This window comes from Oleiphilus messinensis (genome assembly GCF_002162375.1).
Lineage (GTDB): Bacteria > Pseudomonadota > Gammaproteobacteria > Pseudomonadales > Oleiphilaceae > Oleiphilus > Oleiphilus messinensis.
Genome location: NZ_CP021425.1, coordinates 6045184 through 6069310, shown reverse-complemented (window position 1 = coordinate 6069310; position 24127 = coordinate 6045184). Strand labels below are relative to the sequence as shown.

The 24127-nt window shown below is 44.6% G+C and carries 24 protein-coding genes; 13 read left to right on the top strand and 11 right to left on the bottom strand.

What is annotated here, in order from left to right; all coding sequences use genetic code 11:
• The first annotated feature begins 239 nt into the window (after positions 1 to 239).
• The 7 genes from OLMES_RS26410 to OLMES_RS26370 all read left to right on the top strand — a co-directional run bounded on the left by OLMES_RS26410 (position 240) and on the right by OLMES_RS26370 (position 5955).
• On the top strand, positions 240 to 1253 hold the full coding sequence (locus OLMES_RS26410) for an AraC family transcriptional regulator (RefSeq protein WP_157678633.1): 1014 nt from the start codon (positions 240 to 242) through the stop codon (positions 1251 to 1253).
• Between the two features lie 104 nt (positions 1254 to 1357).
• A complete protein-coding gene (locus tag OLMES_RS26405) occupies positions 1358 to 1558 on the top strand; it encodes a 2OG-Fe(II) oxygenase (RefSeq protein ID WP_232465216.1) in 201 nt (66 codons plus the stop codon).
• Entirely contained in the window at positions 1542 to 1820 is a 279-nt protein-coding gene (locus tag OLMES_RS26400; protein ID WP_198343143.1) for an Ada metal-binding domain-containing protein, read from the top strand. The genes OLMES_RS26405 and OLMES_RS26400 overlap by 17 nt, the downstream gene beginning before the upstream one ends.
• 248 nt (positions 1821 to 2068) lie before the next feature.
• Complete coding sequence (locus tag OLMES_RS26390) at positions 2069 to 2665, top strand: hypothetical protein (RefSeq protein ID WP_087464009.1); 597 nt, start codon at positions 2069 to 2071, stop codon at positions 2663 to 2665.
• A 4-nt stretch (positions 2666 to 2669) separates the two neighbouring features.
• Positions 2670 to 3056: a hypothetical protein gene (locus OLMES_RS26385; protein ID WP_157678632.1), complete on the top strand. Its 387-nt coding sequence runs from the start codon at positions 2670 to 2672 to the stop codon at positions 3054 to 3056.
• A gap of 356 nt (positions 3057 to 3412) precedes the next feature.
• Complete coding sequence (locus tag OLMES_RS26380; protein ID WP_087464007.1) at positions 3413 to 4468, top strand: putative solute-binding protein; 1056 nt, start codon at positions 3413 to 3415, stop codon at positions 4466 to 4468.
• A gap of 308 nt (positions 4469 to 4776) precedes the next feature.
• Complete coding sequence (locus OLMES_RS26370; protein ID WP_087464005.1) at positions 4777 to 5955, top strand: hypothetical protein; 1179 nt, start codon at positions 4777 to 4779, stop codon at positions 5953 to 5955.
• Positions 5956 to 6036: 81 nt separating this feature from the next.
• On the opposite strand, the gene OLMES_RS26365 is transcribed toward OLMES_RS26370, so the two are convergent.
• A complete protein-coding gene (locus OLMES_RS26365; protein ID WP_198343142.1) occupies positions 6037 to 8016 on the bottom strand; it encodes a vanadium-dependent haloperoxidase in 1980 nt (659 codons plus the stop codon).
• A gap of 431 nt (positions 8017 to 8447) precedes the next feature.
• Between OLMES_RS26365 and OLMES_RS26360 the strand changes: the two genes are divergently transcribed.
• From OLMES_RS26360 to OLMES_RS26350, 3 genes are all read left to right on the top strand, one after another.
• Positions 8448 to 8792, top strand: a complete 345-nt coding sequence (locus OLMES_RS26360) for a transposase (RefSeq protein WP_269767732.1) — start codon at positions 8448 to 8450, stop codon at positions 8790 to 8792.
• Positions 8793 to 9058: 266 nt separating this feature from the next.
• Positions 9059 to 9877: a class I SAM-dependent methyltransferase gene (locus OLMES_RS26355; RefSeq protein ID WP_087464003.1), complete on the top strand. Its 819-nt coding sequence runs from the start codon at positions 9059 to 9061 to the stop codon at positions 9875 to 9877.
• A gap of 55 nt (positions 9878 to 9932) precedes the next feature.
• On the top strand, positions 9933 to 10535 hold the full coding sequence (locus OLMES_RS26350) for an AAA family ATPase (RefSeq protein WP_157678630.1): 603 nt from the start codon (positions 9933 to 9935) through the stop codon (positions 10533 to 10535).
• Positions 10536 to 10654: 119 nt separating this feature from the next.
• On the opposite strand, the gene OLMES_RS26345 is transcribed toward OLMES_RS26350, so the two are convergent.
• The 4 genes from OLMES_RS26345 to tnpA all read right to left on the bottom strand — a co-directional run bounded on the left by OLMES_RS26345 (position 10655) and on the right by tnpA (position 13379).
• Positions 10655 to 10951, bottom strand: coding sequence for a hypothetical protein (locus OLMES_RS26345; RefSeq protein ID WP_087464001.1), 297 nt, complete (start codon positions 10949 to 10951; stop codon positions 10655 to 10657).
• Positions 10952 to 11024: 73 nt separating this feature from the next.
• Entirely contained in the window at positions 11025 to 12650 is a 1626-nt protein-coding gene (tnpC, locus tag OLMES_RS26340) for an IS66 family transposase (protein ID WP_087464000.1), read from the bottom strand.
• A gap of 46 nt (positions 12651 to 12696) precedes the next feature.
• Positions 12697 to 13065, bottom strand: coding sequence for an IS66 family insertion sequence element accessory protein TnpB (gene tnpB / locus OLMES_RS26335; protein WP_157678629.1), 369 nt, complete (start codon positions 13063 to 13065; stop codon positions 12697 to 12699).
• Positions 13065 to 13379 (bottom strand): IS66 family insertion sequence element accessory protein TnpA, encoded by a 315-nt coding sequence (tnpA, locus tag OLMES_RS26330; RefSeq protein WP_087463999.1) that lies wholly within the window; start codon positions 13377 to 13379, stop codon positions 13065 to 13067. Before tnpA ends, tnpB begins: the two co-directional genes overlap by 1 nt.
• A 494-nt stretch (positions 13380 to 13873) precedes the next feature.
• Between tnpA and OLMES_RS26325 the strand changes: the two genes are divergently transcribed.
• Together OLMES_RS26325 and OLMES_RS26320 are read left to right on the top strand one after the other, a co-directional pair.
• A complete protein-coding gene (locus tag OLMES_RS26325) occupies positions 13874 to 14146 on the top strand; it encodes an AbrB/MazE/SpoVT family DNA-binding domain-containing protein (protein WP_157678628.1) in 273 nt (90 codons plus the stop codon).
• A gap of 7 nt (positions 14147 to 14153) precedes the next feature.
• Entirely contained in the window at positions 14154 to 14513 is a 360-nt protein-coding gene (locus tag OLMES_RS26320) for a type II toxin-antitoxin system PemK/MazF family toxin (RefSeq protein WP_232465215.1), read from the top strand.
• A gap of 393 nt (positions 14514 to 14906) precedes the next feature.
• On the opposite strand, the gene OLMES_RS26315 is transcribed toward OLMES_RS26320, so the two are convergent.
• Complete coding sequence (locus OLMES_RS26315) at positions 14907 to 19178, bottom strand: NACHT domain-containing protein (RefSeq protein ID WP_087463996.1); 4272 nt, start codon at positions 19176 to 19178, stop codon at positions 14907 to 14909.
• Between the two features lie 372 nt (positions 19179 to 19550).
• Here OLMES_RS26315 and OLMES_RS26310 point away from each other — a divergent pair, with 372 nt between their 5' ends.
• Positions 19551 to 19919 carry a hypothetical protein gene (locus OLMES_RS26310; RefSeq protein ID WP_087463995.1) on the top strand — a complete coding sequence of 123 codons (369 nt, stop codon included), beginning with the start codon at positions 19551 to 19553 and terminating at the stop codon, positions 19917 to 19919.
• A gap of 145 nt (positions 19920 to 20064) precedes the next feature.
• Here OLMES_RS26310 and OLMES_RS26305 read toward each other — a convergent pair whose 3' ends face one another.
• From OLMES_RS26305 to OLMES_RS26285, 5 genes are all read right to left on the bottom strand, one after another.
• The gene (locus tag OLMES_RS26305; protein ID WP_087463994.1) at positions 20065 to 20919 is read right to left on the bottom strand and encodes a YciI family protein; all 855 of its coding nucleotides are present in this window, start codon (positions 20917 to 20919) and stop codon (positions 20065 to 20067) included.
• Between the two features lie 223 nt (positions 20920 to 21142).
• Complete coding sequence (locus OLMES_RS26300; RefSeq protein WP_087463993.1) at positions 21143 to 22054, bottom strand: pirin family protein; 912 nt, start codon at positions 22052 to 22054, stop codon at positions 21143 to 21145.
• A 101-nt stretch (positions 22055 to 22155) separates the two neighbouring features.
• Positions 22156 to 22848 (bottom strand): hypothetical protein, encoded by a 693-nt coding sequence (locus OLMES_RS26295; protein WP_087463992.1) that lies wholly within the window; start codon positions 22846 to 22848, stop codon positions 22156 to 22158.
• A gap of 101 nt (positions 22849 to 22949) precedes the next feature.
• A complete protein-coding gene (locus tag OLMES_RS26290; protein ID WP_087463991.1) occupies positions 22950 to 23612 on the bottom strand; it encodes a glutathione S-transferase family protein in 663 nt (220 codons plus the stop codon).
• A gap of 47 nt (positions 23613 to 23659) precedes the next feature.
• Positions 23660 to 24112, bottom strand: coding sequence for a VOC family protein (locus OLMES_RS26285; RefSeq protein ID WP_087463990.1), 453 nt, complete (start codon positions 24110 to 24112; stop codon positions 23660 to 23662).
• Positions 24113 to 24127: the final 15 nt, after the last annotated feature.

Below are 24127 nucleotides of genomic sequence, written 5' to 3'. Positions count from 1 at the left end.
TGGCAAATGAAAACTTGTATCCGTTTGCCAATTTGAAGCGGCTGATGGCTAGTCTGGAATGTTTGAGTTCACACTTATGTTGTGACCCGTTTTTTATTTCGTTGCTTGACGTGTCGTTTTGACTCTAGCGCCGAGCTTATCCGTCATTTGGGCTATTTCTCACAGGACGCTTGAACCGTAATTTAGAAGTGCAGGGTAATGCGCAAAAATTAATCTCAAACAATAATAAAGCGAGCACTATGGATCGGAATACACCTATTATCCAGCCGGCATATATTCTGGAGTGCCTTGACGTCATCGAGCAATTGACGGAGAAATTACCGAAGACAAGGGCAGGATTCGATGATTTTCTGGTCAAGTACCGAAGCGATCCCCAATGGATGTCAATAAACGAAACAAATTATTTGATTGAACGTGTGTATCGTGAAATGGGGGCTCACGATTTCGGCTTATCAGTGGGTATGCGATGGAGCCTCATGTGTCACGGTCTAGCCTCATTCGCTGCGATGTCACAACAGACTTACAAAGATTGTCTGGTTGCCGCGACGCGGCTGTGTGAAAAATTATTTCCGGCCTATGTTATGGAGCTGGTGGAATCCGATGAGGCTGTGTTATTGCGCATTATTGAAACCACCTCTTTGGCACCGTTAGGGCGTTTTTATGCTGAAGCCGTGCTAACTAATTTTTACAACATTCTCAAGTTTTTGCTGGGCCAGGAAGTGGAGCCACTCTACCTTGGCTTCGGCTATCCTGCCCCGGAATATGCAGCACGGTACAGACAATTTTTCCAATGTCCTGTTCGCTTTGATCAACCCGACACCGTTTTTGCTGTTTCCATTAAAACCGCTGCCCGTTCGCTTAAACTCGCCGATGTTCAGAGTGCCAGTCTGGTGGAAAAAACCTTTGCTGCCAGCAGGGGGCCGGTTCAGGCGGACACCCTGATTAATGATTTACGTAAAATCTTCCAGCAACAACGCCAGTTGCCTGACCTTTCGGAAGCCGCCACCCTGCTTAGTATGAGTAGCCGCACCTTGCACCGGAAGTTGCAAATGATGGGCACAAACTACCTCAACGAAATCGAGCTCTACCGTAAAGATCTGGCCTGTGAAATGCTGCGTACCAGCACCCGCCCGATCACCGATATTGCATTGCGCTTGGGCTATTACGATTCTTCGGCATTCAGCAAAGCCTTTAAAAAATGGACAGGTGAGTCACCACGTACTTATAAAAAACGAATTGAGTCTTTAGCTTAAAAGGCACACACTAAAAGCACACAGTCTGAGCACAAGAAACGGGTCGAAAAGCCTTCGGTTCGAGCATAAGGTGGGTTTCTGATACCAAAGAAAAGGAGAATGTATTGCCACTGATTTTGCATTGCGAACAAGGTGGATTTAATACCTTGCGTCAGGATCTTTATGGTGATGTTTTCTTCCCGATTCAAGCCGCTGTATTACTGAGTGAACCCGGAGCAGGACTACCGATGAAGCATGGCGTGAGTGAAGTGCGTAGTGGTAGTCGATACGCGCTGGGTATTTTGTTCCATGATGCCCGGTCTTGAGCGTGATGAGGCACCCAGCGTGATCAGACACAGTGAAATTTCTGACCAGCGCTTATGGCGTTTGCTCCGGACACAAAAAATTCGTTTTGCGGGGAACCGGAAATTAAAGATCTACGGCACCCTGTCATGTACTTCGGGGCGGCGGATGAAGCGGGAAAATCGGGTATTTTTTCGTTCGGAGAGCGAAGCCGTAGCCGCCGGATATCGAGCTTGCAAGCGGTGTATGAAACATCCGGAAGCACTACCAAGTGATCTCAGCTAGAAGATGGAAAACCTAAATGTTATTTCAATTCTATGTTGCATTCAAACCGAAATTAATCCGCATCTCCAAATATTGACCGATCTGATTCAGTAATTTAGGATGTCCCGGCACTGGAAAAGGAATTACCTGTTGTCTCTTCGATCTACCGGAACATGCTTTTGCTATAAATCCTTTCTGGTTTAGCCTGCACTTCTTAATTTTCACCGTTATCAAAGCCATGGTGTGGCTTCTTTGAATAGAGGGAACTTATGTCAAATTTGAAAATGCCCAAGCTCAGTGATATTCCATATCCTGAATTATCTAATGACCCACAAAAAGCGGTCAGCATGCTTGGAAAAATAATGGGAATTGATAGCCATTTGATAAAAAATGAAAGCCATGAAGACTTGGCTCCGATTCTAGCAGGACTATTTTACTATCGATTTTTGAAGGAAAAAGAGCGTATCGAGGTTTTAACATTAACTCATAAGCTATCAAATAGGCAGTTATTTGCCGTAGTTCAGAGAAAAGCAACGGATATGTTAGTGAGTAAAGACTGGGTGCTGTGGTCCCAAAGTGCGGCAGAGTTAATGGAGTCTCAAGAGTTCAACCAAAAAATAAACGACTGGCTTAGTACATTCGGGTTTGGAGCGACAGCTCTAGCAGGTAAGGATATGATTGAAAAAATCCGTATTGCCACGAGTGCGGGGACCCGAAAAACGGCAATCGGGCATGCTGCGAAGCGATTTGTTATATTCTATGCGTTGGGTACTGCGATAGCGTTAGCATGTTCAGAGCGTCAAGCCTCTCTCAATGCTGAACTGGAAAGGCGTAAACAGCTCATAACTTCTGATTTCTACAATTAATATTATGGATAAGTTAATTGAAAAGCTTCATGTAAACCGCTTGTTAGCATCTTTAGCTTTAGTAGTTGTTCCCATCGGCCTATGGTTTTCTGTAGGGTGTGATACGCAAGCATTCTTATTCTGGCCTATGTTTGCACTATTGTTTGCAATGACCTTAGTTGCGGTGAAGTTGGGGCATATGCATTCAAATTATGAAGTAGAAGAGTTCCAATCTTGGCCATACAGAGGTGTAATGTTGGTGTTAATGGTTATTTTCACGACCACATTTTATTCGGTATGGAAGGATATGGATTGTGAGCAAGTATCTTATGCTGCAATGTCTGGATTTGTTGGTATTGGAATGAGCTTTTATCAAACATTCAGCCGATATAGACAGATTCTCGAGCAGTAAGTTATTAATCTGGTTGGGAAGGGGCTTCTAGCTGCTTTCCAGCCTGCAGATTTTTCCCAATTCCAAACCATTGATATAAATTCCACTATCCCAGAGTCTAAGCTCGGTTCAACACCCCCTAGAATGACTTCGATATCAATACGAGACTTTCTGTCACGCATTTTAACCATATTGTTTGATACAGTAACGTTTGAAGATAACGGTAAGAGTTAGTGCTGTTTTAGCGTTATTGCTCAGATATTAATTCGATAGTCTGACACAATTCATATACACCATATCGAACTTTGCATTATGCAGGTTCGATATTCCCCATGCCCGATCTCGGAAAATAAACTGCGCAAAGGATATGACCGCTCATGGATAATTACTTAAATGGATCTGTGGTGAAACGCATGGTGGCTAACCTTGCCAGCGTGTGTTTAATCCTGTTTGTCATGCCCGCTCAATCCGAGCCGGCGATGTCGCTTGGTTCTGAACTGATCCACCGGAGCTTTTGCGTCTGGGATCCCGTCGGACGAGACGGCCCCGTGGTGACCACGGTTAAAGAAGCGGTAACCCGGGCGGTTGAGTGGGGCATTGAACTTGAAATTGAAGCCTATACGGATGAAAAAGTGGCGGCTCTTGATTTTAAAGCGGGCCGCTGTGATGGTGTCATTGTTACCGATGTAAGCACCCGTGAATTCAATAAATTTACCAGCACCTTTAATGCCGTGGGCGCGATACCCGGTGAGCAGGAATTACGTACGATTTTGAAGACGCTCACGACGCCAAAGGCTGCACAACTCATGCGTGAAGGGCATTATGAGGTCGTTGGAATTTTACCACTTGGTACGGTCTTCGCCTTTGTGCGAGACAGAACCATCAACTCTGCGGATGCCTTTCAGGGGCGGAAAATGGCCGTGTTGAATAGTGACCCCGTCGCGACGCAGCTGGTGCGTCGGGTGGGGGGCTCTGTTGTGAATACCAGCATCACCAACTTTGCTGGGCTCTTCAACAATGGCAGTGTGGATATCGTTTTCGCCCCGGCCGTGGCCTACAAAACCTTGGAACTGTATAAGGGATTGGAATCTGGCGGAGGCATCATCAATTATCCTTTTCTGAACACGTCCTTGCAGATCATCATACGCCATGATCGTTTTCCTGAAGGTTTTGGGCAGAAAATGCGGGAGTATTCGCTGACCAAACTGGATGCTCTACTTGATCTTGTCCAGCAGGCCGAGCGTGAAATTCCAAGCCAGTACTGGATTTCTTTGGCTGGTAATTTGCCGCGATATTATGACGAATACATGCGCCAGTCCCGTATTGACTTGAAAAAGGAGGGCTATTACGAGCCCCGGGCCCTCAAACTTATGAAAAAGGTACGCTGCAAGTATTCGCCCAGTCACGGTGAATGCGTGCAAAATGATGAGTGAATCGAATCGGTTCGATGTCATTTCAGGCCTGGGCAATTTATGGTTATTCCATTGTTGCTGTCGTGCCGTCACCCGGTGCACCCGGAAAACAGTTCAATTCCAGGTGACAAATTGGATCTGTTTTGGAGTATTGTTATTTCTTGTATACGATGTGAGGATAGGTTGGCGATAAAAGCGCTCTTATCTGTACAGGGAGCAGGAAACACGAATAAGATAGTGAAGGCCCGTCGTGAAAACGGACAGGTGGACGTGGACAGGCACGATGCTAACGAGCGAATAGCGCCAATGGTGCAAAAGGTGTGGATGAAATGGCAACATTTTTGATCAGAGACTTTGACAGTTCGAAAGGTTACAAGGAATACAATCCGCAAGGTGGTTTATTGCCCCGAACCAATACCGAAAGCTACGTACCCTGGGGGCTAACGTTGTCGCAGCAGGTTGTTTATGCGAAAGTCGGTGAGCATCAGGGTTGGCGCGGTGGTAGCGGCGGGAACCAGTTGAAGCCCTACAATTCAATGACCAGTAAAGAGCGGCGCAGGGAATGCCAGTCCGTATTTGGCACCATTGCACTGAATAACAGAACCTATACCATGGATGCCGTGACTAAAGTATCCGGCGGTGTGAAAGCCTATCTGCTGGGAAAATTCTGGCGGGATCAGGCCGGAACCATGAAATGTGTATATGACAATATCGGCCATTATTTTTACACCAATGGCGGGTCGGGATTTGGCCGGATATCCAAAGCAGATAAAAAAGGGATGACTCACCAGCAAGTCTGGACCGGTATCATCGACACCCTGGCCAAGGGTCGTCTTGATCAACTCATGGCGATTCATGATGCGGTGGGACGAAAAATACTCCCGGTATTGGGTGGGCCGGCTCTGGAGACTTACAATCACTGGGGACCCATGGTTCGACAGGACTGGTTCGATGACAAGAAGCGACGGGGTCGAGTAAATCAGCCTGACCCTGCTCAGGAGACCACAACCGGTGGCATTGTGAGTCAGAGTGGCGTGGTTTCCGATGTGGCTCAGGCCCGCGTCCGTGGCGTTGACGCGTTTATGCGGGATGTAAAGCGCACCAGTGACCCACAGGCCAATGACTATTATGATGATCTGGATACTCGAAATCTGCTGTTTGGCGCGGGTATCTCCGGGACCACGGGGACGCTGTTACAGGCGGCACTGGCGTTTGGCAAGTTGTCCTCCAGTGAACAGCTTAAACAGTATGTGATGGCGATTGTTGGCTATCTTGTTGGTGGTGGAATGCACAGTTACCATGAAACGATGGCCGTAGCGCAAAAGGTCGGCGTTGAATATGTTCCGGGTGGTTACCTGAAATCATTGCCGGTGTCTTTCCTGGGGTCACAGGAATTTCGAAGCTGGAATGAAAAATACTACGATATCGTAACCCTGGGGCAAATTCACTGGATGTACAACTCCGGTGTGCTGCCATCTCACTTGAATCCGCAATTGACCCGGGTTTAGCGCTTTCTGCCGGGGAACGGGTGTCCCCGGCATAGATCGTCGATCCTGGAACCGCGAATAACGATTTTCAGTGGTGGTTAATCACTGTGCGGAAAAATAGGTCATAGCTGCACTAAATGCATTCTGGCCAATTTTCTCGCCAATAAAGCGACCGGGTAGATCATCCGCCGGGGGATGAATGCCGCCCCAAATACGGGACAAACTGCATTGATCCGAGGCGTCTCGATAGGTGGCCCATTGCAGGGTTACATCCACACTTGGTCCTTCTTCAAATACCAAAAACTCGTTTTTGGGTGCGGCAAATTCACCTACCCCGCCCGGAAAATAGGGCGTACCGGTGAACGCTGTGAGTACTTCTGCCGCAGCACGAGAGAAGGTGGAGTGTCCGGAAACATAGCCTGCAAACGGCGGAGTTACGAATGTTGGCCGTTGGTAAGGCCACCAGTTTTCCGCCAAAATCCAGCCTACGCCTGCCATATCGGTATCCGGATCAGCAATGTAGTCAGGCCCGCGCCAGGAGTACAGTTTTATCTTCCCGACATTTTCATTGTTTGTGCCTGCTAGTGCATCGCCTTCAACAACGAGTTCAACAAATCCGGGCTCCAGTGGCATGCCATCCTCATGATAGGACGGCAGGTCAGGATTGCTGGATTGACCCCGGTCAGCCATGGCGCGAATGGCCGAAACCGGCCTGATATAGTCATACCAGCCTTTCACGCCCCATGCCGCAATGGCAGAGTCATGCATGGCACCGCCAAGTGTGAAATAGGCCTTTACATCCCATTCAAGCGGGCCCACTTCTGCACCTGTACCCTGAATTTTCCGTTCCAGCATGGGGTGGTCATTCACCTGGTTGAGAATAACAAACCAGTGTCCCGGTGGGGTTTCCGAATCGGGCCCGTCCGCCCAGAATTCAGCCAGAACCCGTGCGTAGTCACCAAGCGGTACGATTTGCGGCGCATAGGGTTGTCCGGTAACCGGATTGACTCGATGTCCGGGGCTGTTTTCGCCGCCACCCAGTTTGTCGTAGAACGTATCATAGGTGGAGAAATCCGCCGGGAAGTCGGCAATATTCAAGTTTCCAATGCCAGCAGGAGAAATGTCGATCTCCGGGCCTTGGGTGGGATCAAGGTGAGAAGACCAGTTTGCCACCAGAGAGAAATTCCATTTGTAATACGGCGCGGTGTCACCGTCGTAATGTGGTGGCGTGCCTGGATCGAAATAGACGTTGTACTCAAAGCCATCCCGGATATAAGTTGTTTTATCCGTGTCCCGCAGGGCGAAACTATCCACCTGGCCCCATTCAGGACTCAGGAACTCCGGTGTGGAATTGACCGGGAAACCGGATTGATCGATGAACGTCACAAGGGATAAGGCTTGCCAGTGGTTGAGATCAACAATATCAGGGTTACCCGGTTTTTCAGGTTCCAGATACGGATTCACTGATGTGTAGTATTGGTTTTTGTACAGTTCTTTTTCGTTGGAGCCATCCTGTCGGCCATAGTCGATGTAACACTGGGCGATATAATTGCCCAGAGCAGCCGCAGAACCGGTGCTGTAGTCCAGACTGGTTTCACCGGCATCATAGCCGAGCTGGTTCAGAACACCACGGGCATTTGCCTCGATTTCAAAGGTATTCGGAGAGTTGTAGAACCGGTGTAAAATCAGGCGAAACGCCGCAAAGCTGATCGCTTCTTCCCGGAATGCCTGAGTGTCCTCCACTGCGGGTATACCGTCAAACGGACAACTGAAATTGCCACGGGCATTGCCCAGGAGAAATGCATCACTATCAGCCGAGAGTACTGCCCAGGCGTCATACATCGCAGCCGAGACATGAAACAGGTTTCGCGCATGAACCGTAGGCCGGGCATTGTCATTACGAATACCTTTGAGCAATGCTTCATTCCAGTCTCGCGCCACAGAAGGACTGCGTTGATCCGGATTGGTCTCGGCAGGAGGCTGTGTCGTATTGTCCACAGCATTATTTGAGTCATCACCGCCACACGCTGCCAGTATTAGCGTCGCAAAGGCGATAAGTCCTTTTTGTTTTGAAAACATCATGGAGTCGATATCCCGTAGGCTCATAAGTGTGGGCCATAGTAGGGGCGAGCAGCACAATAAGCAAGATAAAAGCGGCTTGCCAGGGGCACATTCCCCTGCGGCACGGATCATCAAACTGGTCACAGTTTTGAACACCGGAGGCAGTGGATTGAAGACCGTATCTGCTTGCTTTCATCGCTCTTCACCGTTGATATTTGTGCTTATGTTGTGATCAAGTTGAATCCGGGTGAAGCTCTGGATTGGTCGCAGGATGATGAGTTTAGGGAGTGTCTGCCCCCGATACCCGGCTTGCCAAAAAAGTAATCCCCGCAAGTGATTTCACTTTTGATCTGGTCAAGAAAACATGCCAATGTCCAGCAGGCGAAGTGCTGAGTTGTCGCGGCGAATATACGGATGCCAACGGCAATCACAAAACCTAGTTCGAAGGGCGATTGCTCCAGTGTCGAGATTGCCCGTTAAACCACACATGCATGAAGAACCCTGAATCAGCAAAGAGCAATAAAGGACATGGAAGAGTCGTCACTTTTATCTTGCCGGATAAGCGCAAACCGAATTACACCGATTGGATGAAGCACCGTGCCGACAGTGATGCAGGGAAGCAGATATATAGCCACAGGATGTCAGTCGTGGAACCGGTGTTTGGCAATATTGGCACTGCGAAAAAGTTAAATCGCTTTAGCCTGAGAGGGAAAGTGAAGGTTCAAGGTCAATGGCAGTTGTATTGTATGGTTCATAATATCGAGAAAGTATTGAATTATGGGGATATTGCAGCGTGACGGCGGGAATAAGAATGAGTCTGAGTGGCTTGAGGTTGGTGTGCAAACCCGGAGATAGAGCGATTGATCGCACGAAATTGAAATAACGAAAGAATTAACTTGCCAGCGGCTAATTCATAGCCGATGGTTAATGGATAGAAATTGAATTTGAGGTGTGTGGATATTGGGTCATGATTGGCTTTTTCTACAGCCTCGTTACACATCGACGCCATGCTCGGTAGTATTGTCGAATTTATAAATATATCTAAGGATCTATTGTGAGTGATATGGATGAGATCTTGAAATGGATAATGGCTAACAAAGAATGGGTTTTCTCTGGGGTTGGCGTGCCAATTGCACTTGGATTAATAAGATATTTGCTTAAGGTAATAGAATCTCATAATCATAGAGAAGTGGTGCCTAGTAAAGTAGAACATAGTGTAGAAAATGCCGTGGCTTTCTATTCGGTATGTGCAGAATCATATGATGATAGAAACACCAATTATTTATTTGAGACTCATCACAAGATATGCAGTGAAATAAGGTCTGTTATCACGGAAGGTAAGATGCATCGTATATTGGATTTAGGCGGAGGAACAGGAAAGGTAATCGCTCTGAGTTTTTCAGATAGCGAAAAAGTAGAGTGGACTAATTATGATCTCTCTGACCGCATGTTGAGGGTTTATGAATCCCATTTACGTGATGCAGCAATGTCAACTGTATCAATTAGAGGCGATATAAGTGCATTTGAGCCGTCAAAATTTAAAAGTCATTATGATGTGGCTATATTATGTTTTGTTCTTTCTTCAATGAAGTCACTTCCAGATTTTTTGAAAATAGCGGAAGTAATTGTTGATGGTGGGACATTAATTATTTCAGATGGCGATCCAATTTATACTTTAAAAAAAGGTGGCCAGTTTAAGATATCCATGCATACACAAACACAGGTATTGAATTTAAATCCACATAATCCAGTTAAAATTATTGAAAATGTTTGCCAGGCAGGATTTGTTCTAAAGAGTAGCTCAGTGATCAACAAAGGAATTGATAATATTAATCAGGATTACTCATATATTTTGTGTTTTCAAAAGATAATAAAAAGTTGAGTAGTCTGATTAGGTAAATTTTGTGTGAACACAATATTAAAAAGAGGTGATCTTGGTGATAGATTTCATACCTGTTAAAACTGAGTGGGTTGTATTGACCGGGCCGCCATCTTCGGGAAAAACAACTGTATTGGAAGAATTAAAACGCCTTGGGTATTTGACCTCTCCGGATGTTAGTAGAGAAGTAATCAAAAATCATATTACAAAAGGTGGAGATGCGGTATCTGCGAGAAAAGATCAATTTAAATTGCAAGTAGAAATATTGGATAAAATGCTAAAAGTAGAGTCGTCTCTTGATGCTGGCCAAAGAGTCTTCTTAGACTATGCGATACCAGATAACATCGCATATTGTGAAATGGAAGATGTAGTAATTCCCGATTTAGAAAAGTCTTCCAAAAAATTCGAATATAGGAAAGTTTTTCTATTTGAACCACTTCCGATGGTGGTTGATGACGTAAGGATAGAGTCCGAATCGTATCAGCATGAAATTTTTAAAAAAATACTGAGGTCGTATAAAAAACTCGGTTATAAAGTTAGAATAATAAAAATTGATAGCGTAAAGAACAGAATTAAAAAAATTATTCTACATGCCGATTCAGAAGGAAAATGGCTGGAAAAAGCTAAAGATAAACAAGATATCAAAAATGGTTTTACCTAATCTTAATCTCAATGCATAGTCGGGTAACCGGGGGTATCTAGCCCCCAGTCCCCACAACACCCTGCATGCGGGTCCGCACAGGGGTAAGCGTTCATACTAAGACGCAGTTGACTAGATCATCATGGTGGGGTGAGTGCTTTCAACAAACGGATAATCTCTGATAGTTCATCTTCTGAAATTTTTTGATAATCATCAAAACTATCAAGTTGGTAATTGGCGAGAATCCCGTTTATTTGACTAATGGTGTTGAGAAATTTTCGTCGGTGCTTCGACTGTAGTCCGTTCAGGTCGATGCCCATTAATGCTTTTCCCGCCAGATGTGCTTTCTGCCAACGAGCCAGTTTCTTGTCTGAGCTGATTTGCCGGACTTGCTCAGCCTTTGTCTTCCATTCCTGGTAAGCTTTCTTATCTGCCATTGCGAGAGTTATCCAGTATCGAACGCAACGGATTGGAAAATAAAGTAAGCGCCGTTAAATCGACACACTTCCCCTAACTGTATTGAGCCACATTTTTTAAAGAAGATTCCAGCACGACATTCCACGGTAACAGGGCTTCAAGTTTATCAATCGTATCCGCCTCACCGATTCGATTCAGAACATAATGGATGTAAGCAGAAGGTTCCAGTTGGTTGGCTTTAGCGGTCTCGATCAAGGAGTAGCAGGTCGCACTGGCTCTGGCACCTTGGCTCGTATCAGCAAACAGCCAGGCGCGTCGGCCTATGGCAAAAGGACGTATCGCATTTTCTGCCAATGCATTGCTGATATTGAGATAGCCTTTCTCACAATATCCTATCAGATAAGGCCACTGGTTTAAGGTGTATTCCATGGCCGTACGGGTGAGCGATCCTTTCATGACCTTACTGACGTTTTTCTCCAGCCAGCTCTTGAATTCGTTCAGCAGTGGAACACTCATTTCCTGACGGACACGGTACCGTTCAGCCTCTTTTCGATCCTGTATCTCGCGCTCTATTGCGTAGAGCTTTCGAATGTAACTCAGTGCCATGTCGGCCTTGCTGACTTTGCCTTTTTTAGTTTTGCTGCTATTCGGTGCACCCTTGATGGCTTCAATATACTTACGTCTGGCGTGATCCCAACAGCCAATACGAGTAATATCGTTTTCACGACATACCTTGGCATAACCAGCATACCCATCGGCTTGCAAGGTGCCCGTAAACCCTTCCAGCAGGCGAACAGGAACATTCCCCGAACGAGAGGGGTCATATTCAAATAGCACGACAGGTTGGTCTGGTGGGCCGCCCCGGATCACCCACATCCATTTGTCAGATCGGACACTTTTGCCGTCCTCTTTCAGTACTTGTATCCGGGTTTCATCTGCTTGAAGATAACGACTGCTGTTCTGGACGTCCCGCATAAGATTAATGAGCGGTTTGAATACATCATCAAGCCGAATGATCCAATGTGCCATACTGGTTCGGCTGACTTCGTGCCCTAGGCGAGCCAACATTTTCTCTAAACGGTAAAGCGGTAGACCATCGGCATATTTCGATGTGATGATATACGCCAGGAGTGATGTGGTTGCAATGCATTTACCCAACGGATGAACAGGACGTTTTGCTGCGACAAGCTGTTCCTGTCCATCTTCATCGAATACGGCTTTTTCCTGCCAGATCTCAAACACTTTTAATTGCGCCGGAATAAACTGCAGCTCTTCTTTTACTTTGGTAAAGAAGACTTTACTGGCACCCGCTTTTTCGTCCTCTGACAGGGATAGTTCGATTCGTTCGCGCACCAGCTTGTCCGAGAATCCGCGTTGACGGCGTTTCTTCTTACTTGGCTTTAGCGAGTCTGCATCATCCGGCAGCTGTTCGCGCAAGGCTTCAAGTTCTTCTTCCAATTCCGCTTCGTCAAACAGGTGGATCTGGTAAGCCTGTTTTTCGCTGCTGGCGGCAAATTGCTGGGCCTTTTTCAGGCGTAACTGTTCTTCAAGAAGGGTGATGTAGCGATCACGCTGGTGGATGGCGTCATCTTTGACTTGTAGTACCTTCTCCCGAGACTCAAGTTGTTGCTGGAAATCTGCAATGACAGCCAACAACTCTGCTGATGAGAGTTTGCTGTAATCGTCTGGATTTTTGAGCAGATCGGGTACTTTTTTCATTTCGAAATTATAACTAAAACAACATGATGACGCTTTATTTAATTCATCAAAATAGTGATTCGTAATGAAGTTTTCGGTGCCCTTTAAGCAGGCTAATATCATAGCCATCCAACAACCAGTTGATTTGCTCCCCGGTCAGTGTCAGCCACTCATCGGATGCTGATGGCCATTTGAATTTTTCTTCTGCAAGCGCCTTGTAATAAAGGACAAAGCCATTATCTTCCCACAGCAGGCATTTAATCCTGTTGCGATAGCGGTTTGTGAATACATAGAGTGCTCCACTGAACGGACTATGCCCCAGCTCTTGCTCAACGAGTGTAGCGAGTCCGTTCACCTGTTTGCGAAAATCCACTGGTGCACGGTAAAGGTAGATCTCGGGGATTTCCAAAGCGGGACGGAGATATCGCGCTCGCATCACAACTGCTCCAGAATGGCACCGAGTAAATGAATATTGCCACCATGCAATCCGGAAATTGCCATACCATTAGGCAGAGATATTGAAAGCCCTTCTTGACGGGGTAGCGTGTGATCTGCTGCGGCAACTTTTGCAAATCCGGGTCTCTCAGCGAGCTCGCTATCCTGATTTGAATCCGCATATTTTTTTCGCCAATAGACAAACTGGTGATAAGTGAGCGACTGCTGTTTACAATAGGCCTGCCCGGACAAACCAGATGTCTGCCAATTGATAACGTGCTGATGCCAAAAATTGGCTCGTTCTTGTGAAGTCATGACTGATTCCCATCGGTGAGTGAAAAGTGGAATCAGTGTGGCGATATTTTTCCAGAAAAAATACGTGCTGATTTATTGGCGCTTACAAAATAAACAGGACACCCACTCATAACTTTGAGAATATATTTTGTAATGGCCTATGGAGTTTGGGCAGTGTCTGTCCCTGGTTGTCCCGCAGATGACCGTGACCGGCGATGAAGGGGATCTTGTGCTGAAATAAGCCAACCCCCGATTCCCATCCTTATTCATCATCTACTATTTTAAGATGTTTTTCTTGATGTAGGTGCACAAATTAAGTTTGTAACTGACTTGGGTTGTTGCTGGGGCTACTCAATGCGAATACTTGCCATTCATCCTCTATGCAATTCGCTTTCCCGTTAGCGGACGCACAAACATCGTAAAGAAAGTATTCATGAAACTTTCTATTGTAATGGTATCAACATAGTATATACTTTTATGTATCAACAATGATTATACATTTATGGGCGATTTTTATGGGACAAGTTGTTCAAGCCAAAATACAAAAGTGGGGAAATGGTCTAGCTCTCCGTGTAGCAGGGCTCATCAGGGATATACCTCAATTTGAACAAGATACTAAAGTGAGTGTTGAGGTGTTCGAGGATGGTTTTACGGTCAAAAAAGTAAAACCTTGCAAGATGTTCGTTTTCCCATTAAAAGAAAAAGATTTACTTAAAGGAATGACGCCAGAACTCGCGCATGCCGACGAGTTAGCGGTACTTAGTGATAGGGAGCTGGGATTTGAGTAGGTCTTATGTGCCTGAAAGAAATGATATCATTTGGCTGGATTTTGATCCTACAAAAGGTAGAGAAATTGGCAAAATAAGGCCAGCACTTGTTTTAAGTAGCAAGGAGTATAATCGGCGCACAGGCCTGCTTATCTGCTGTCCAATCACAACAAGCATAAGAGGAGGAGCAACTGAAGTTAAAGTGGATAATCTTGAATCTCCAAGTGTTGTCGCTGCCAGTTTAATCCAGACTCTATCTTGGAAAGATCGGCAAACAGAGTTCATTGTTAACGCAGAAGAAGGCGTCTTGGATGAGGTTCTAATGAGGCTAATTCCATTAATTGGTGCTGATAAATTGATTGAAGACATCGTAAATCGGAATGCGTAACTGGCCGATTCAATTTGTCTATGATTTGTTGTTGCAACCCGCGTTGGCGTTTGCATCCAAACCTCGATATCTCACTAATTTGTAGCCAAATTGTTTTTTCTTACAGGGAACAGACACTCACCATAGGCCATTAAAAAATTCACTCTCAAAACACTGAATTCTATAGGTGAATTATTGGTGAATTCGCCTTCCAGATGATTGAAAGTATAGAATTTTGAGAATGAAAGTGGCTGTCCCTGATCGCATGATGGCCATGCCTGTCCCAGTTGCTTGTATCGCAATTTCCCAACCATTATATGCTTTGTTAAAGTCTATCGGGGACAGACACCGCCTGAACTCCATAAATATATTCTCCAAGTTATGAGTGGGTGTCCTGTTTATTTCAGCGAGGAGTCACTTTACAAGCAAATTACACAATTGAAGATACCTATTAAATAACCTACAGCACATATCTCGATCATTATGAGCAGCATAGGATTTGATCAGATTACTGAACCCTCCATGCCCTGTATTGTCCTTCAAATATAATAGAATTATTTCTTTTGAATCTATATCTGTTAATGCGACTGATAATCCTAAGTGCAAATATCTAGACTGATGAAAATACCAATCGCTATGTGGGTAATAGCTCTCCCGCAAAAGATTGATAAATAGATCAATGTCGCCACATATCTCTTTAGTTTTTCTTATCAATATTTCCCAATCTTTCCTTTCTTTTAGTGTAATTCTTCTTTCATAATCCCTTAGTTCGACATACAAGTTAGATATCTGTGCACGATCTTCAGCTATCTTTATTCGCTCAATAAATCCTTGAGAGGTTTCTATGTTTTCTGCAAAGCTTACGTTGAAACGAGTTTCTAGATCATAAGAGAGACAAAGGCTGTCGTAGACGCGTTTTAACTCTTTAAACTCGTTTTCTCCTAAGAAGCGCCCCGTATTATCCTCTGAAGCTTTGCTTATCAACTCAGAACACCTTTCAAAGGCATCTCGCTTTTCAGCATCTGTGTACAAATATGAACTTGCGATATTTATTAAACACTCGAACTGTTGATCATAATAATCAGGGTCAATGTGTCCACTGTAACTAGCATGCTTTTGAAAACTATCAAAATTTGTATAGATTTCCTTTAGTTCATAACCAAATCTTATCTTGCTATTGATTACCGCTGCTAGCGCAATATTTTTCTCCCAAGAGTAACCTTCTATTTGATCGTATAAGTATTCAGTGTGTTTCGGATCATATTTAGAAATCACAGCTAAAACGTTAGATGGCCCTTGAACCGTACCTTTACCATCGGTGATATCTACAACCTTTCTAGTTAGCTCAAATACCTTTGTTGTGTAATCTAACAATCTATCACTAGTAGTAGCACTTATTTCCCATATTGTTTCAAGAGATTGAACAAGAGAAACACTTACTAAAGAGTCCTTCCTCCATCCATGCCTTAATGCTCCATCATTAACTCCCATATAAAGGTATTTTTTGGAAGTAACCGGATCTAATTTCGCGAGCATTCTGCTGGTGGAAAAACATGTATCTACGAATTCTCCGTATTCACCACCCCAAACAGCCAAACCCTCCTCAACTTGCCTGAGATCATCTCGAGCAACGATAGAGTTGAACCTTTCAGGTGAATTCTTGTGTATAGACAAATAAAAAAGGAAAGGATTAAATAAATTTCCTTCAAAACGATTGAAGATAGTTAGAAAAGGTTTAAGAGCCTCAGAATCCTCTCCTTTGGAAAAGATTGTTGCAACTAGTTTTGTTATCTCATTTGTTAAATATAGGTACGAACTACGCCCTTCGTAGTAGTAATTTATATACTTAACAAACTGACCCAAGACCTCTTCTGGCTTATCTTTTTTGCTTATTATCCTGATTACCCCCTCATAAAGCGCTGCGTAAAGGCCCTTTTCATTAAAATATCTAAAGCTATGCCTCTCCTGAGGTTTTAAATAGTCATCGAATTTGAATTTCTCCAATATGTATGAGCTTATCAGGTGTTTTTTTGACGTCCCTCTGAAATGCCAATCCATTGGTCGCTCATTTCTTACATCCTCCCAAATTTTTCGAGTTTGCTCTAATTCAGTCTCATTAATATCTAACCCGAACAACTTCTTAAGGCCTATGATATTCAAGTTAAATCTCGAATTCTCTCCGCCGAATTCGCTGATGAACTGTTTAATCTTGTCGAAAAGTTTTTCATTACTATAAAGCAGCTCTAAACCTTCTACTTCGAGCAACTCGGGAAAAAGATACGATTTTTCATCATGATCAAAGGTATCGAAAATCTCTAAAATATCTGAACGACAGAACTCAATGATCACTCTGATAAATGAGTTTATTAGCTTATCCTTTCCAGACTCTTGATAAGAGTAAAAAGGCTCTTCTTCAAAGTCTGTATAAGTAGGCCTAACAAGCTTTTCTAGGATTTCAATTGGAGAAGTTTCTTGAATAACTATTTTCAAAAAAATGAAGTTTTCGAATTGATCCCGATACGGATCATTTATATCTGAAGATAGCTCTTTTAATACACCACTTTCTCTTACAAGCTGATCTATATCTGAAAGATTCTTCTTAAGTCTGGATGAAAATTCTTTTCTACCAGCTTTCCAAAATAGTGAGATATTGTTCAAGAGTTCACTAACTTCACTCTCCCAAAGAAACTTGAATTGATCTTCTAACAGATCCAATTCGCTATGCCCCCCACTTTTGAGTTCTCGTGTAAGAGCACGCGCAGATTCAACGTCAATCAGCAATCTAGATTCAATGGCAAGATCTCTATCACCGAGAATTTCATCATACACTTCATCGCTTTGAGCCAATAAACAACCTAAAAACTCAGATGATGAAAAAAAGTCGTTGTCATCAACTCCAAACTTATCATTCTTTCCCAAATATACATCTATGAGGTTTAAATCCGTAAGTCCTAGTATATTTCCCTCGTTGAGGTACTCATTCCTTACATACACTAAAAAGAGGTCTTCAAAGAAGTCTCTACTCGATATGACTTTGAGTTGGCGAACAATTGCTGGGTCTTTCTCATATTCCTTTTTCAACTTTTGCGCAAAGAAAAACTCTTGATAACGCCGATGCCGGAAAATGTAGGTATCTGACATGCCCTCTGAAGCAACTGGTGTAGTATCAAAGAACAAATCAGATATGTAACTAATAATTTCGTTTACTGAGCGATAATCTAGTTTCGGCAGTAAGTCTTGTACCAAGTGCTGAAGCTCAGCTATATAAAATCTAAACTGAAACTTGTTTTTCCGTTTATCGTGATACTCAAACGAGATACGCTGCAGTAGTTCTAAAATCTGTCCTTTTTTTGGGTTTAAGAGATTAAGTTTATTCAAACTTTTTATATGTTGAGGGCTTCCCAACAAAAGGTCGACCTTCTTTCTTATCAAATCAATGGAATTGCTATGTTCACCGAGCGTTTCAATTGTTTGCCAAAGTAATTCCGCCAGAAGTATGTCTTTCACTTCGGATAATAAAGAGCTGTTATTAACGGAAAGGGCTTTCAAGTGATCAATCTTTTTACAATCCATTTTGCCTTTGAAATAAGCCTCAATTTCCGCGGAAGATAGATCTTCGATAGACATAGTATTAATTGAAGAAAAATAACTTCTAAGCCTTCTTAAGTTTGTGTTTCCTTTTCTGCAAGTTATAACGATTCTGGATTTAGTTTCTGTTGCTGACAGCTTTTTCAAGAAGGATAGGACTGAATCAAGTCGCTCTTCAGACACTTCATCGAGGCCATCGAATAAATAGCAATAGTGGAGCGTAGAGTTATCCAAACCTAGCTCTGACTTAACTTTCCCAACCAAATAATCTACGGTTTCAAATGCACAGTCTTTAAGATTAATAAGGACTGGTATCACTTTGTTAGTCGTAAATAGTTGGATACGCTCCTTGTCTAGTTCCAAGTCTAATCCACCTAACTCTTGAAAAAGTTTTCTAGCAAGGATGCTTTTTCCTGAGCCGGGGCTACCAGAAAGGATATAGGTATTAGTGCTGCCAACAAGAACGAAACGACTTAAGTCTGATATTTTCTTTCCAGTTTGATCAGTAATTGGTATTGGCAGATACTCTGAAGAGCTGAGAAATGTCTGAAGCTCAGACGATATGGTTCTCTTGATTACACCTAGCTCATCCCCAACACCAAAATACAGCTGAGACAAATCTTTATTAGTAGGCATAATGAGTTTTTGAACTAGTGCTTTTTCACAAACAAAAGTAGTTGTGCAACCATACTTTGATGCCACCTTATTGATAAGCAATTCGGCTTTTGTTTTGTCCCGTCGATTAAGAGTTTTTTCTTTGTTCGAGTAAATATAAACTTTCGTCAGTCCATATTTTTTAAAGACATTATCCGGGAAACGGAGATCAAACCTCCGGCTCTTAGTAGACTTATTCTCCGCCCCCAACAACGAATGCTGTATCTGTTCCCAATCAAACTTCCCTTGAAAATACTTAACCTGAAATCCTATCAATTCTCCATTAATTGAAACCGGCTCTGTTTCTATTCCTGGCTGATTCTGATAAGAATCGATTGACGATACTTTCAGTTCTCTACAAAAAAAGTGCATGCACAAATCTTCGAATGAAGATTGCTTGCTTTCTCCATGTACTTTGATGTTATAAAAATCAATGCTATTCATTTTCCTGAATTTCCATTTCTTTTTCTTCTTTGGTGGCAATTGGGTTAATCATAACCCAACATTAATAAGGTTATTAGCCAATCCCTGGGTCTATCCTAATACTCCGAGTTAAGTTGAAATCGGTCTCTAGGAATTCGCTTTCAGAATAGCCTCCACCTGCAAATACACAGGACACCCACTCATAACTTTGAGAATATATTTTGTAATGACCTATGGAGTTTGGTCGATGTCTGTCCCCTATAGGCTCGACAAATTACTAGCTGCGCTCCTAATTTCCCGGTGAGTATGGCATTAGGCAAATAAGTCTTGTTCATTCTTTCTTTTGCAAGTAGGATTCAAACGCTTGTTTGAAAAAATTACTTGGAGAAAATAATGGATTATATTCTGGTGGTTGCAGCTCTTTATAATTTAATAGGTGCGTTTACTATTTGGTTTCAGGATTTACCAAATTCTTACGATGGTAACGAGATAACCGCGCAATTAATGCAGTTTAAAATTTTTACTGGTGGTACTGCGTTTATATTTGGTTTGGTTTATCTTTATGTGTTTTTTGTTCCATCTCTAGCGATACCTTTATTGGTGTTTGGCGTTGCCTTAAAAACGTGGTCATTTATTTCATGTTTTATAAGTTTTAAAAAGTACAACTTTCCAAAATCTGAACTTATTAAAGTAGGGATAGGTAATCTAATTTTTGCTGTATTATTCTTAGCGTATTTATTGGCTCAAGCATCGGGTACCTAACAAGTGACTATGTTCGCCAAGGGGGACAGGCATGGCCATCACAAATTTCAATTCTGTCGCAGCCTAAGTAATCCCATTTAAGCTTTGATTTAGTTCAGCGAACCGTCCCGTCGTGGTTGCAAACAGGACGGTTCGCGTGAGCTGCTTACAGTTCTTCCGGGGATGGCAGCATTACCATCCAGGCGATGCCGAATTTGTCTTTTACCTGGCCGAAGAGCGGTGACCAAAACGTTTTATCCAGTGGCATTTGTATTTCGCCACCATCTGCAAGCGCGTTGAATACGCGGCGTGCTTCGTCTTCGCACGGAATGGTTAATGCCAGGCTAAAGCCCCGATTGGCTGTTCTTACTTCTCCACCGCAGCCGTCCGAGGCCATGATTTTGCAGTCGCCGATGGTGAATTCGCAATGCATCACTTTATTTTCGTAGCCTTCGGGTACCATGCCTTCCGGTATGGGCTCAGGGCTGTCGGAAAAGCGCATCAACAGGTCAATGGTCGCACCCAGATGGCGTTGATAGTATTGCAGTGCGTCTTCGGTGTCCCCTGGAAAGAACAGGTAGTTGTTAATTGTCGCTTGCTTCATTGCAATCTGGCTGCGTAATCCAGCCTCCTGTTCTCTTATCTTGCCGCTTGGATCGGCTTCGGCGAAGTCATCCATTTCATAGAATGTGCGAATTTCGATGTCGGATTCCTCTTCCATGGGGTTCGGGCATTTTTTGACCCACTCGATGGCTTCCTCCATGGACTCGACATTCCAGACCCAATAGCCGGCAACAAGTTCGTTAGTTTCCGTAAACGGGCCTTCGGTAATGATTCTGTCTTTGCCTTTGAAGCGAATGCGTACCCCTTCAGAACTGGGTTTCAATCCGTCTCCAGATTGCATGATTCCAGCCTTGACCAGCTCTTCATTGAATTGACCCATCGCAGTCAAAAGTGCTTCGCTTGGCATTTGCCCTGCTTCTGAGCTTGTTGTTGCTTTAACGATTACCATCACTTTCATTGGGTATTCCTCCATGTTTTGAGTGATTCCATCCCGTGTCTTAATTGCACGGGAGGTAGAACTTTTTTCAGACTATTAATTGCGTTCCTGACGTCATTTAGGGTCATAACATCAATTGATGTATTCAGTAATCGTTTGAGGTGGCTGTGAATCGACACAATAATTCAAGAAACCTAAAAATTTTTTCGAATGCTCCCAAAACAGCTTTGCAGGCGTTGGAACTCTAATCGGGATAGGGGATGAATTCGTCGTCACCGGGAACGGGTGGAAATTGTCCCGCTTTCCAGTCGGTTTTGGCTTGTTCGATTCGTTCTTTTCGGCTGGAGACGAAGTTCCAGTCGATGAAGCGCTTGTCCATTGCCTCACCGCCAATAATGGCTATTCGGCTGGCTTCCAGGGCTTCGATTTGCACGCCGGTCTCGTTTGTGACGACGGCCATGGAATAGGCCATCAGCGTGGTATCCTTCGCTTTGATTGATCCATCCGCGATATAAATGGCGCGTTCATCTGCGTCGGGTAAAGTGAGAGTTTGTCCTTCCTCCAGCATGGCTTCTACATAGAGGGTTTTGGCGAACGTTTTGACCGGTGATGTAACGCCGTACGCGCTGCCCATCATCACGCGGATTCTGACGCCATTCAGGTTCAGTGCGGGAACGTCCTTTTCAGGATAGTGATAGAAGGCCGGCTCGGTTTCTTCGCTGTGCACTGGCAGTGCGAGCCAGAGTTGCAGTGCATGCAATGTATGATCTTGAGCGGTGACCTCGGGGCGCTCCCGCTCGGAATGGACAATGCCCTTGCCAGCAACCATGAGATTGATATCCCCAGGCGAGATCACCTGTTCACTGCCGAGGGAATCCCGGTGTAACATCTCACCTTGGAATAAATAGGTTACGGTGGCAATACCGATATGGGGATGCGGGCGGACATTGATACCGGTTCCAGCGCTGAAATGAGCAGGCCCCATATGATCGAAAAAAATCCAGGGACCGACCATTTTTCGCTGAACCGTTGGCAGCAGCCGTCTGACCGAGAAACCGCCGAGATCTTTGGTTTTGGGTTTCAGAACAAGCTCAATGGCACCATAGCCATTTTCCGTTTCGCAAGTGGTTTGTGTTTCTTGAATGAGGTTGCTCATGAGTTGTTGCTCCCAAAGCCAGTTTCAGTCCTGCTGCCCATTTCAGGTTAATCGACGAACATAAATTAAACCGCAGTCATAAATTAACCGGCCGTTATAAATCAGCCGACAGTACCAATGGAATTTTCCTTCACCACTCTTACTTTGGCCGCTTTATTGATCGACATGGAGTTGCGCTTATGGGTCATGTCCGGTGCACCCTGGATCTGAGGCTGGGTGACCCCAATCCATTCCGAGCCATCGTAATAGAAAAAGCTGGCCGCATTCGGGTTGTTGGTATCGCCGTACAGATCGAAATCGATTGCGAGAATGATGTCTGAGGCAGATTTGTTGATGCGACTAAGCAGCGGGTAGCCGTTCTTTTTGCCGTCCGAGTTGGGATAGTGCAGGGCACATACATTGCTGGAGCTGGTGCCCTTGAGTAACAGCAAGCTGCAGCCGTTCTGTCCACCGGTGAAGATAAATTTGTAGGGTGGGTTGGACTTGGGGACATTGTCCAGTACAACCAGGCTGGCATTGTTCGAGGTGATTGTGCCATAAGCCAGGTAGGGGACATAGTAACCTGTTATCAGACCGGTTCCTGGGGTCGTTGTCGGTTCAAGCATCACCTGATTCGTTGCGGAAAATACCGAACTGGACCAAGGTGCAAGATTAAAATAACAGGGTGAGTAAGACTTGTTTGCATCGAATCCGCCGAGCGTGGTTCCAGAGCCACTTCCCGTTTGCAGGTTGATACAGGTTTGAGTTGCATATTTTACGGGATCTAGCAGGAACTTCGCGACTTCTGTGGGCATGCTCATATCTCCTTGATCATGAAACGTTGTGACGCGGGTGTTCCTTGAGAATAGTTCGAATGTGGCAGAGCCACCATTCGAACTGCATTTTTTTTGCGATATCAGTATTCAGCCACTTCGAACTTAGCGATCATTTCCGACTCCGCTTGCCCGGCAGCCACCCATTCCTTGATTGCTGAGTGAGCGAGCACGTTGTCTGCATAACGCTGTAATATCGGCTCCAGAGTGATACTGTAAATCTTGAAGCGGAGTACCACCGGGGCAAACATACAATCTGCAATACTGAATGTACCTAAAAGCCAATCACCCCGATCAGCATGGTTTTCCAGACAACTCTGCCAGATGGATTTGATGCGGGTAATGTCTGCAATCGCCGCATTTGACGGCGTAAAACCGGGGATATGGCATCGGCAATTCATGGGAAGCTCATTGCGCAGCGCGAAAAAACCGGAGTGCATTTCGGCACTGATCGAGCGCGCCAACGCCCGGGCTTTTGTCTCCTCAGGCCAGCCAGCATTCTGCAGCAGGTTCTCGGAGATATATTCACAAATTGCCAGCGAGTCCCAGACGGTCAGGTCTCCATGAATCAGGGCGGGTACTTTTCTGGACGGAGAGTGTTGTTCCAGTGCGAGCGCACTTGCGCTTTGATACAGTGGAATTTTGATTTCGTCGAATTCAATATTGAAGTGTTTCAGCAAGAGCCAGGGTCGCAATGACCATGACGAATAATTTTTATTACCGATAACAAGTGTAAGTGCTGACATTTGAAATTCCCTCTCTATCTTGATGTGAATTCAGGGGGGGCGTGAATTCAGAGCTTGGAAACCGATGCGTTAATCGCTTGTGCTCCGGGGCCAAGAGGCTGCCCAAAGCTGAATTCAACCGCATTTCCATTTGGATCTTTAAGGCCACAGTAATACCCGACCGGATAGGGTTCATCCACGGGTTCCCAGATCAGGTCACCCGCTGCCCGTGCCGCATCGGCTATGCAATCGACTGCTTCCCGGGACGCAACAGCGAAGCCGAAGTGGCGGTAGTCGTTCGTGGCAAGATGCAGATTGTCACCGCCATTCATGATAACGAATATAAAATCGGACTCCCGCCCTGGTTCGGCCAGCCAGACAATGCGTTTGGGGCCATGGCTTCGATCATGAACGATTTGCATATTACAGTAGTTTTGGTAAAACGCGATAGTCGCCTCGATGTCTTTGACATGGAGTGCAATGTGGGTGAGCCTGGGGAATTGAGTTGTATTGGAGTGCATATTGAGGTCTCCTGA

Coding starts and splice junctions, on each gene's coding strand:
- OLMES_RS26290 (WP_087463991.1), bottom strand. CDS start 23,612: ATGTCAGCACTTACACTTGTTATCGGTAATAAAAATTATTCGTCATGG.
- OLMES_RS26380 (WP_087464007.1), top strand. CDS start 3,413: ATGGATAATTACTTAAATGGATCTGTGGTGAAACGCATGGTGGCTAAC.
- OLMES_RS26310 (WP_087463995.1), top strand. CDS start 19,551: ATGGATTATATTCTGGTGGTTGCAGCTCTTTATAATTTAATAGGTGCG.
- tnpC (WP_087464000.1), bottom strand. CDS start 12,650: ATGAAAAAAGTACCCGATCTGCTCAAAAATCCAGACGATTACAGCAAA.
- OLMES_RS26300 (WP_087463993.1), bottom strand. CDS start 22,054: ATGAGCAACCTCATTCAAGAAACACAAACCACTTGCGAAACGGAAAAT.
- OLMES_RS26315 (WP_087463996.1), bottom strand. CDS start 19,178: ATGAATAGCATTGATTTTTATAACATCAAAGTACATGGAGAAAGCAAG.
- OLMES_RS26295 (WP_087463992.1), bottom strand. CDS start 22,848: ATGCCCACAGAAGTCGCGAAGTTCCTGCTAGATCCCGTAAAATATGCA.
- OLMES_RS26390 (WP_087464009.1), top strand. CDS start 2,069: ATGTCAAATTTGAAAATGCCCAAGCTCAGTGATATTCCATATCCTGAA.
- OLMES_RS26325 (WP_157678628.1), top strand. CDS start 13,874: ATGGGACAAGTTGTTCAAGCCAAAATACAAAAGTGGGGAAATGGTCTA.
- OLMES_RS26370 (WP_087464005.1), top strand. CDS start 4,777: ATGGCAACATTTTTGATCAGAGACTTTGACAGTTCGAAAGGTTACAAG.
- OLMES_RS26385 (WP_157678632.1), top strand. CDS start 2,670: ATGGATAAGTTAATTGAAAAGCTTCATGTAAACCGCTTGTTAGCATCT.
- OLMES_RS26400 (WP_198343143.1), top strand. CDS start 1,542: ATGATGCCCGGTCTTGAGCGTGATGAGGCACCCAGCGTGATCAGACAC.
- OLMES_RS26410 (WP_157678633.1), top strand. CDS start 240: ATGGATCGGAATACACCTATTATCCAGCCGGCATATATTCTGGAGTGC.
- OLMES_RS26355 (WP_087464003.1), top strand. CDS start 9,059: ATGGATGAGATCTTGAAATGGATAATGGCTAACAAAGAATGGGTTTTC.
- tnpA (WP_087463999.1), bottom strand. CDS start 13,379: ATGACTTCACAAGAACGAGCCAATTTTTGGCATCAGCACGTTATCAAT.
- OLMES_RS26365 (WP_198343142.1), bottom strand. CDS start 8,016: ATGATGTTTTCAAAACAAAAAGGACTTATCGCCTTTGCGACGCTAATA.
- OLMES_RS26285 (WP_087463990.1), bottom strand. CDS start 24,112: ATGCACTCCAATACAACTCAATTCCCCAGGCTCACCCACATTGCACTC.
- tnpB (WP_157678629.1), bottom strand. CDS start 13,065: ATGCGAGCGCGATATCTCCGTCCCGCTTTGGAAATCCCCGAGATCTAC.
- OLMES_RS26345 (WP_087464001.1), bottom strand. CDS start 10,951: ATGGCAGATAAGAAAGCTTACCAGGAATGGAAGACAAAGGCTGAGCAA.
- OLMES_RS26305 (WP_087463994.1), bottom strand. CDS start 20,919: ATGAAAGTGATGGTAATCGTTAAAGCAACAACAAGCTCAGAAGCAGGG.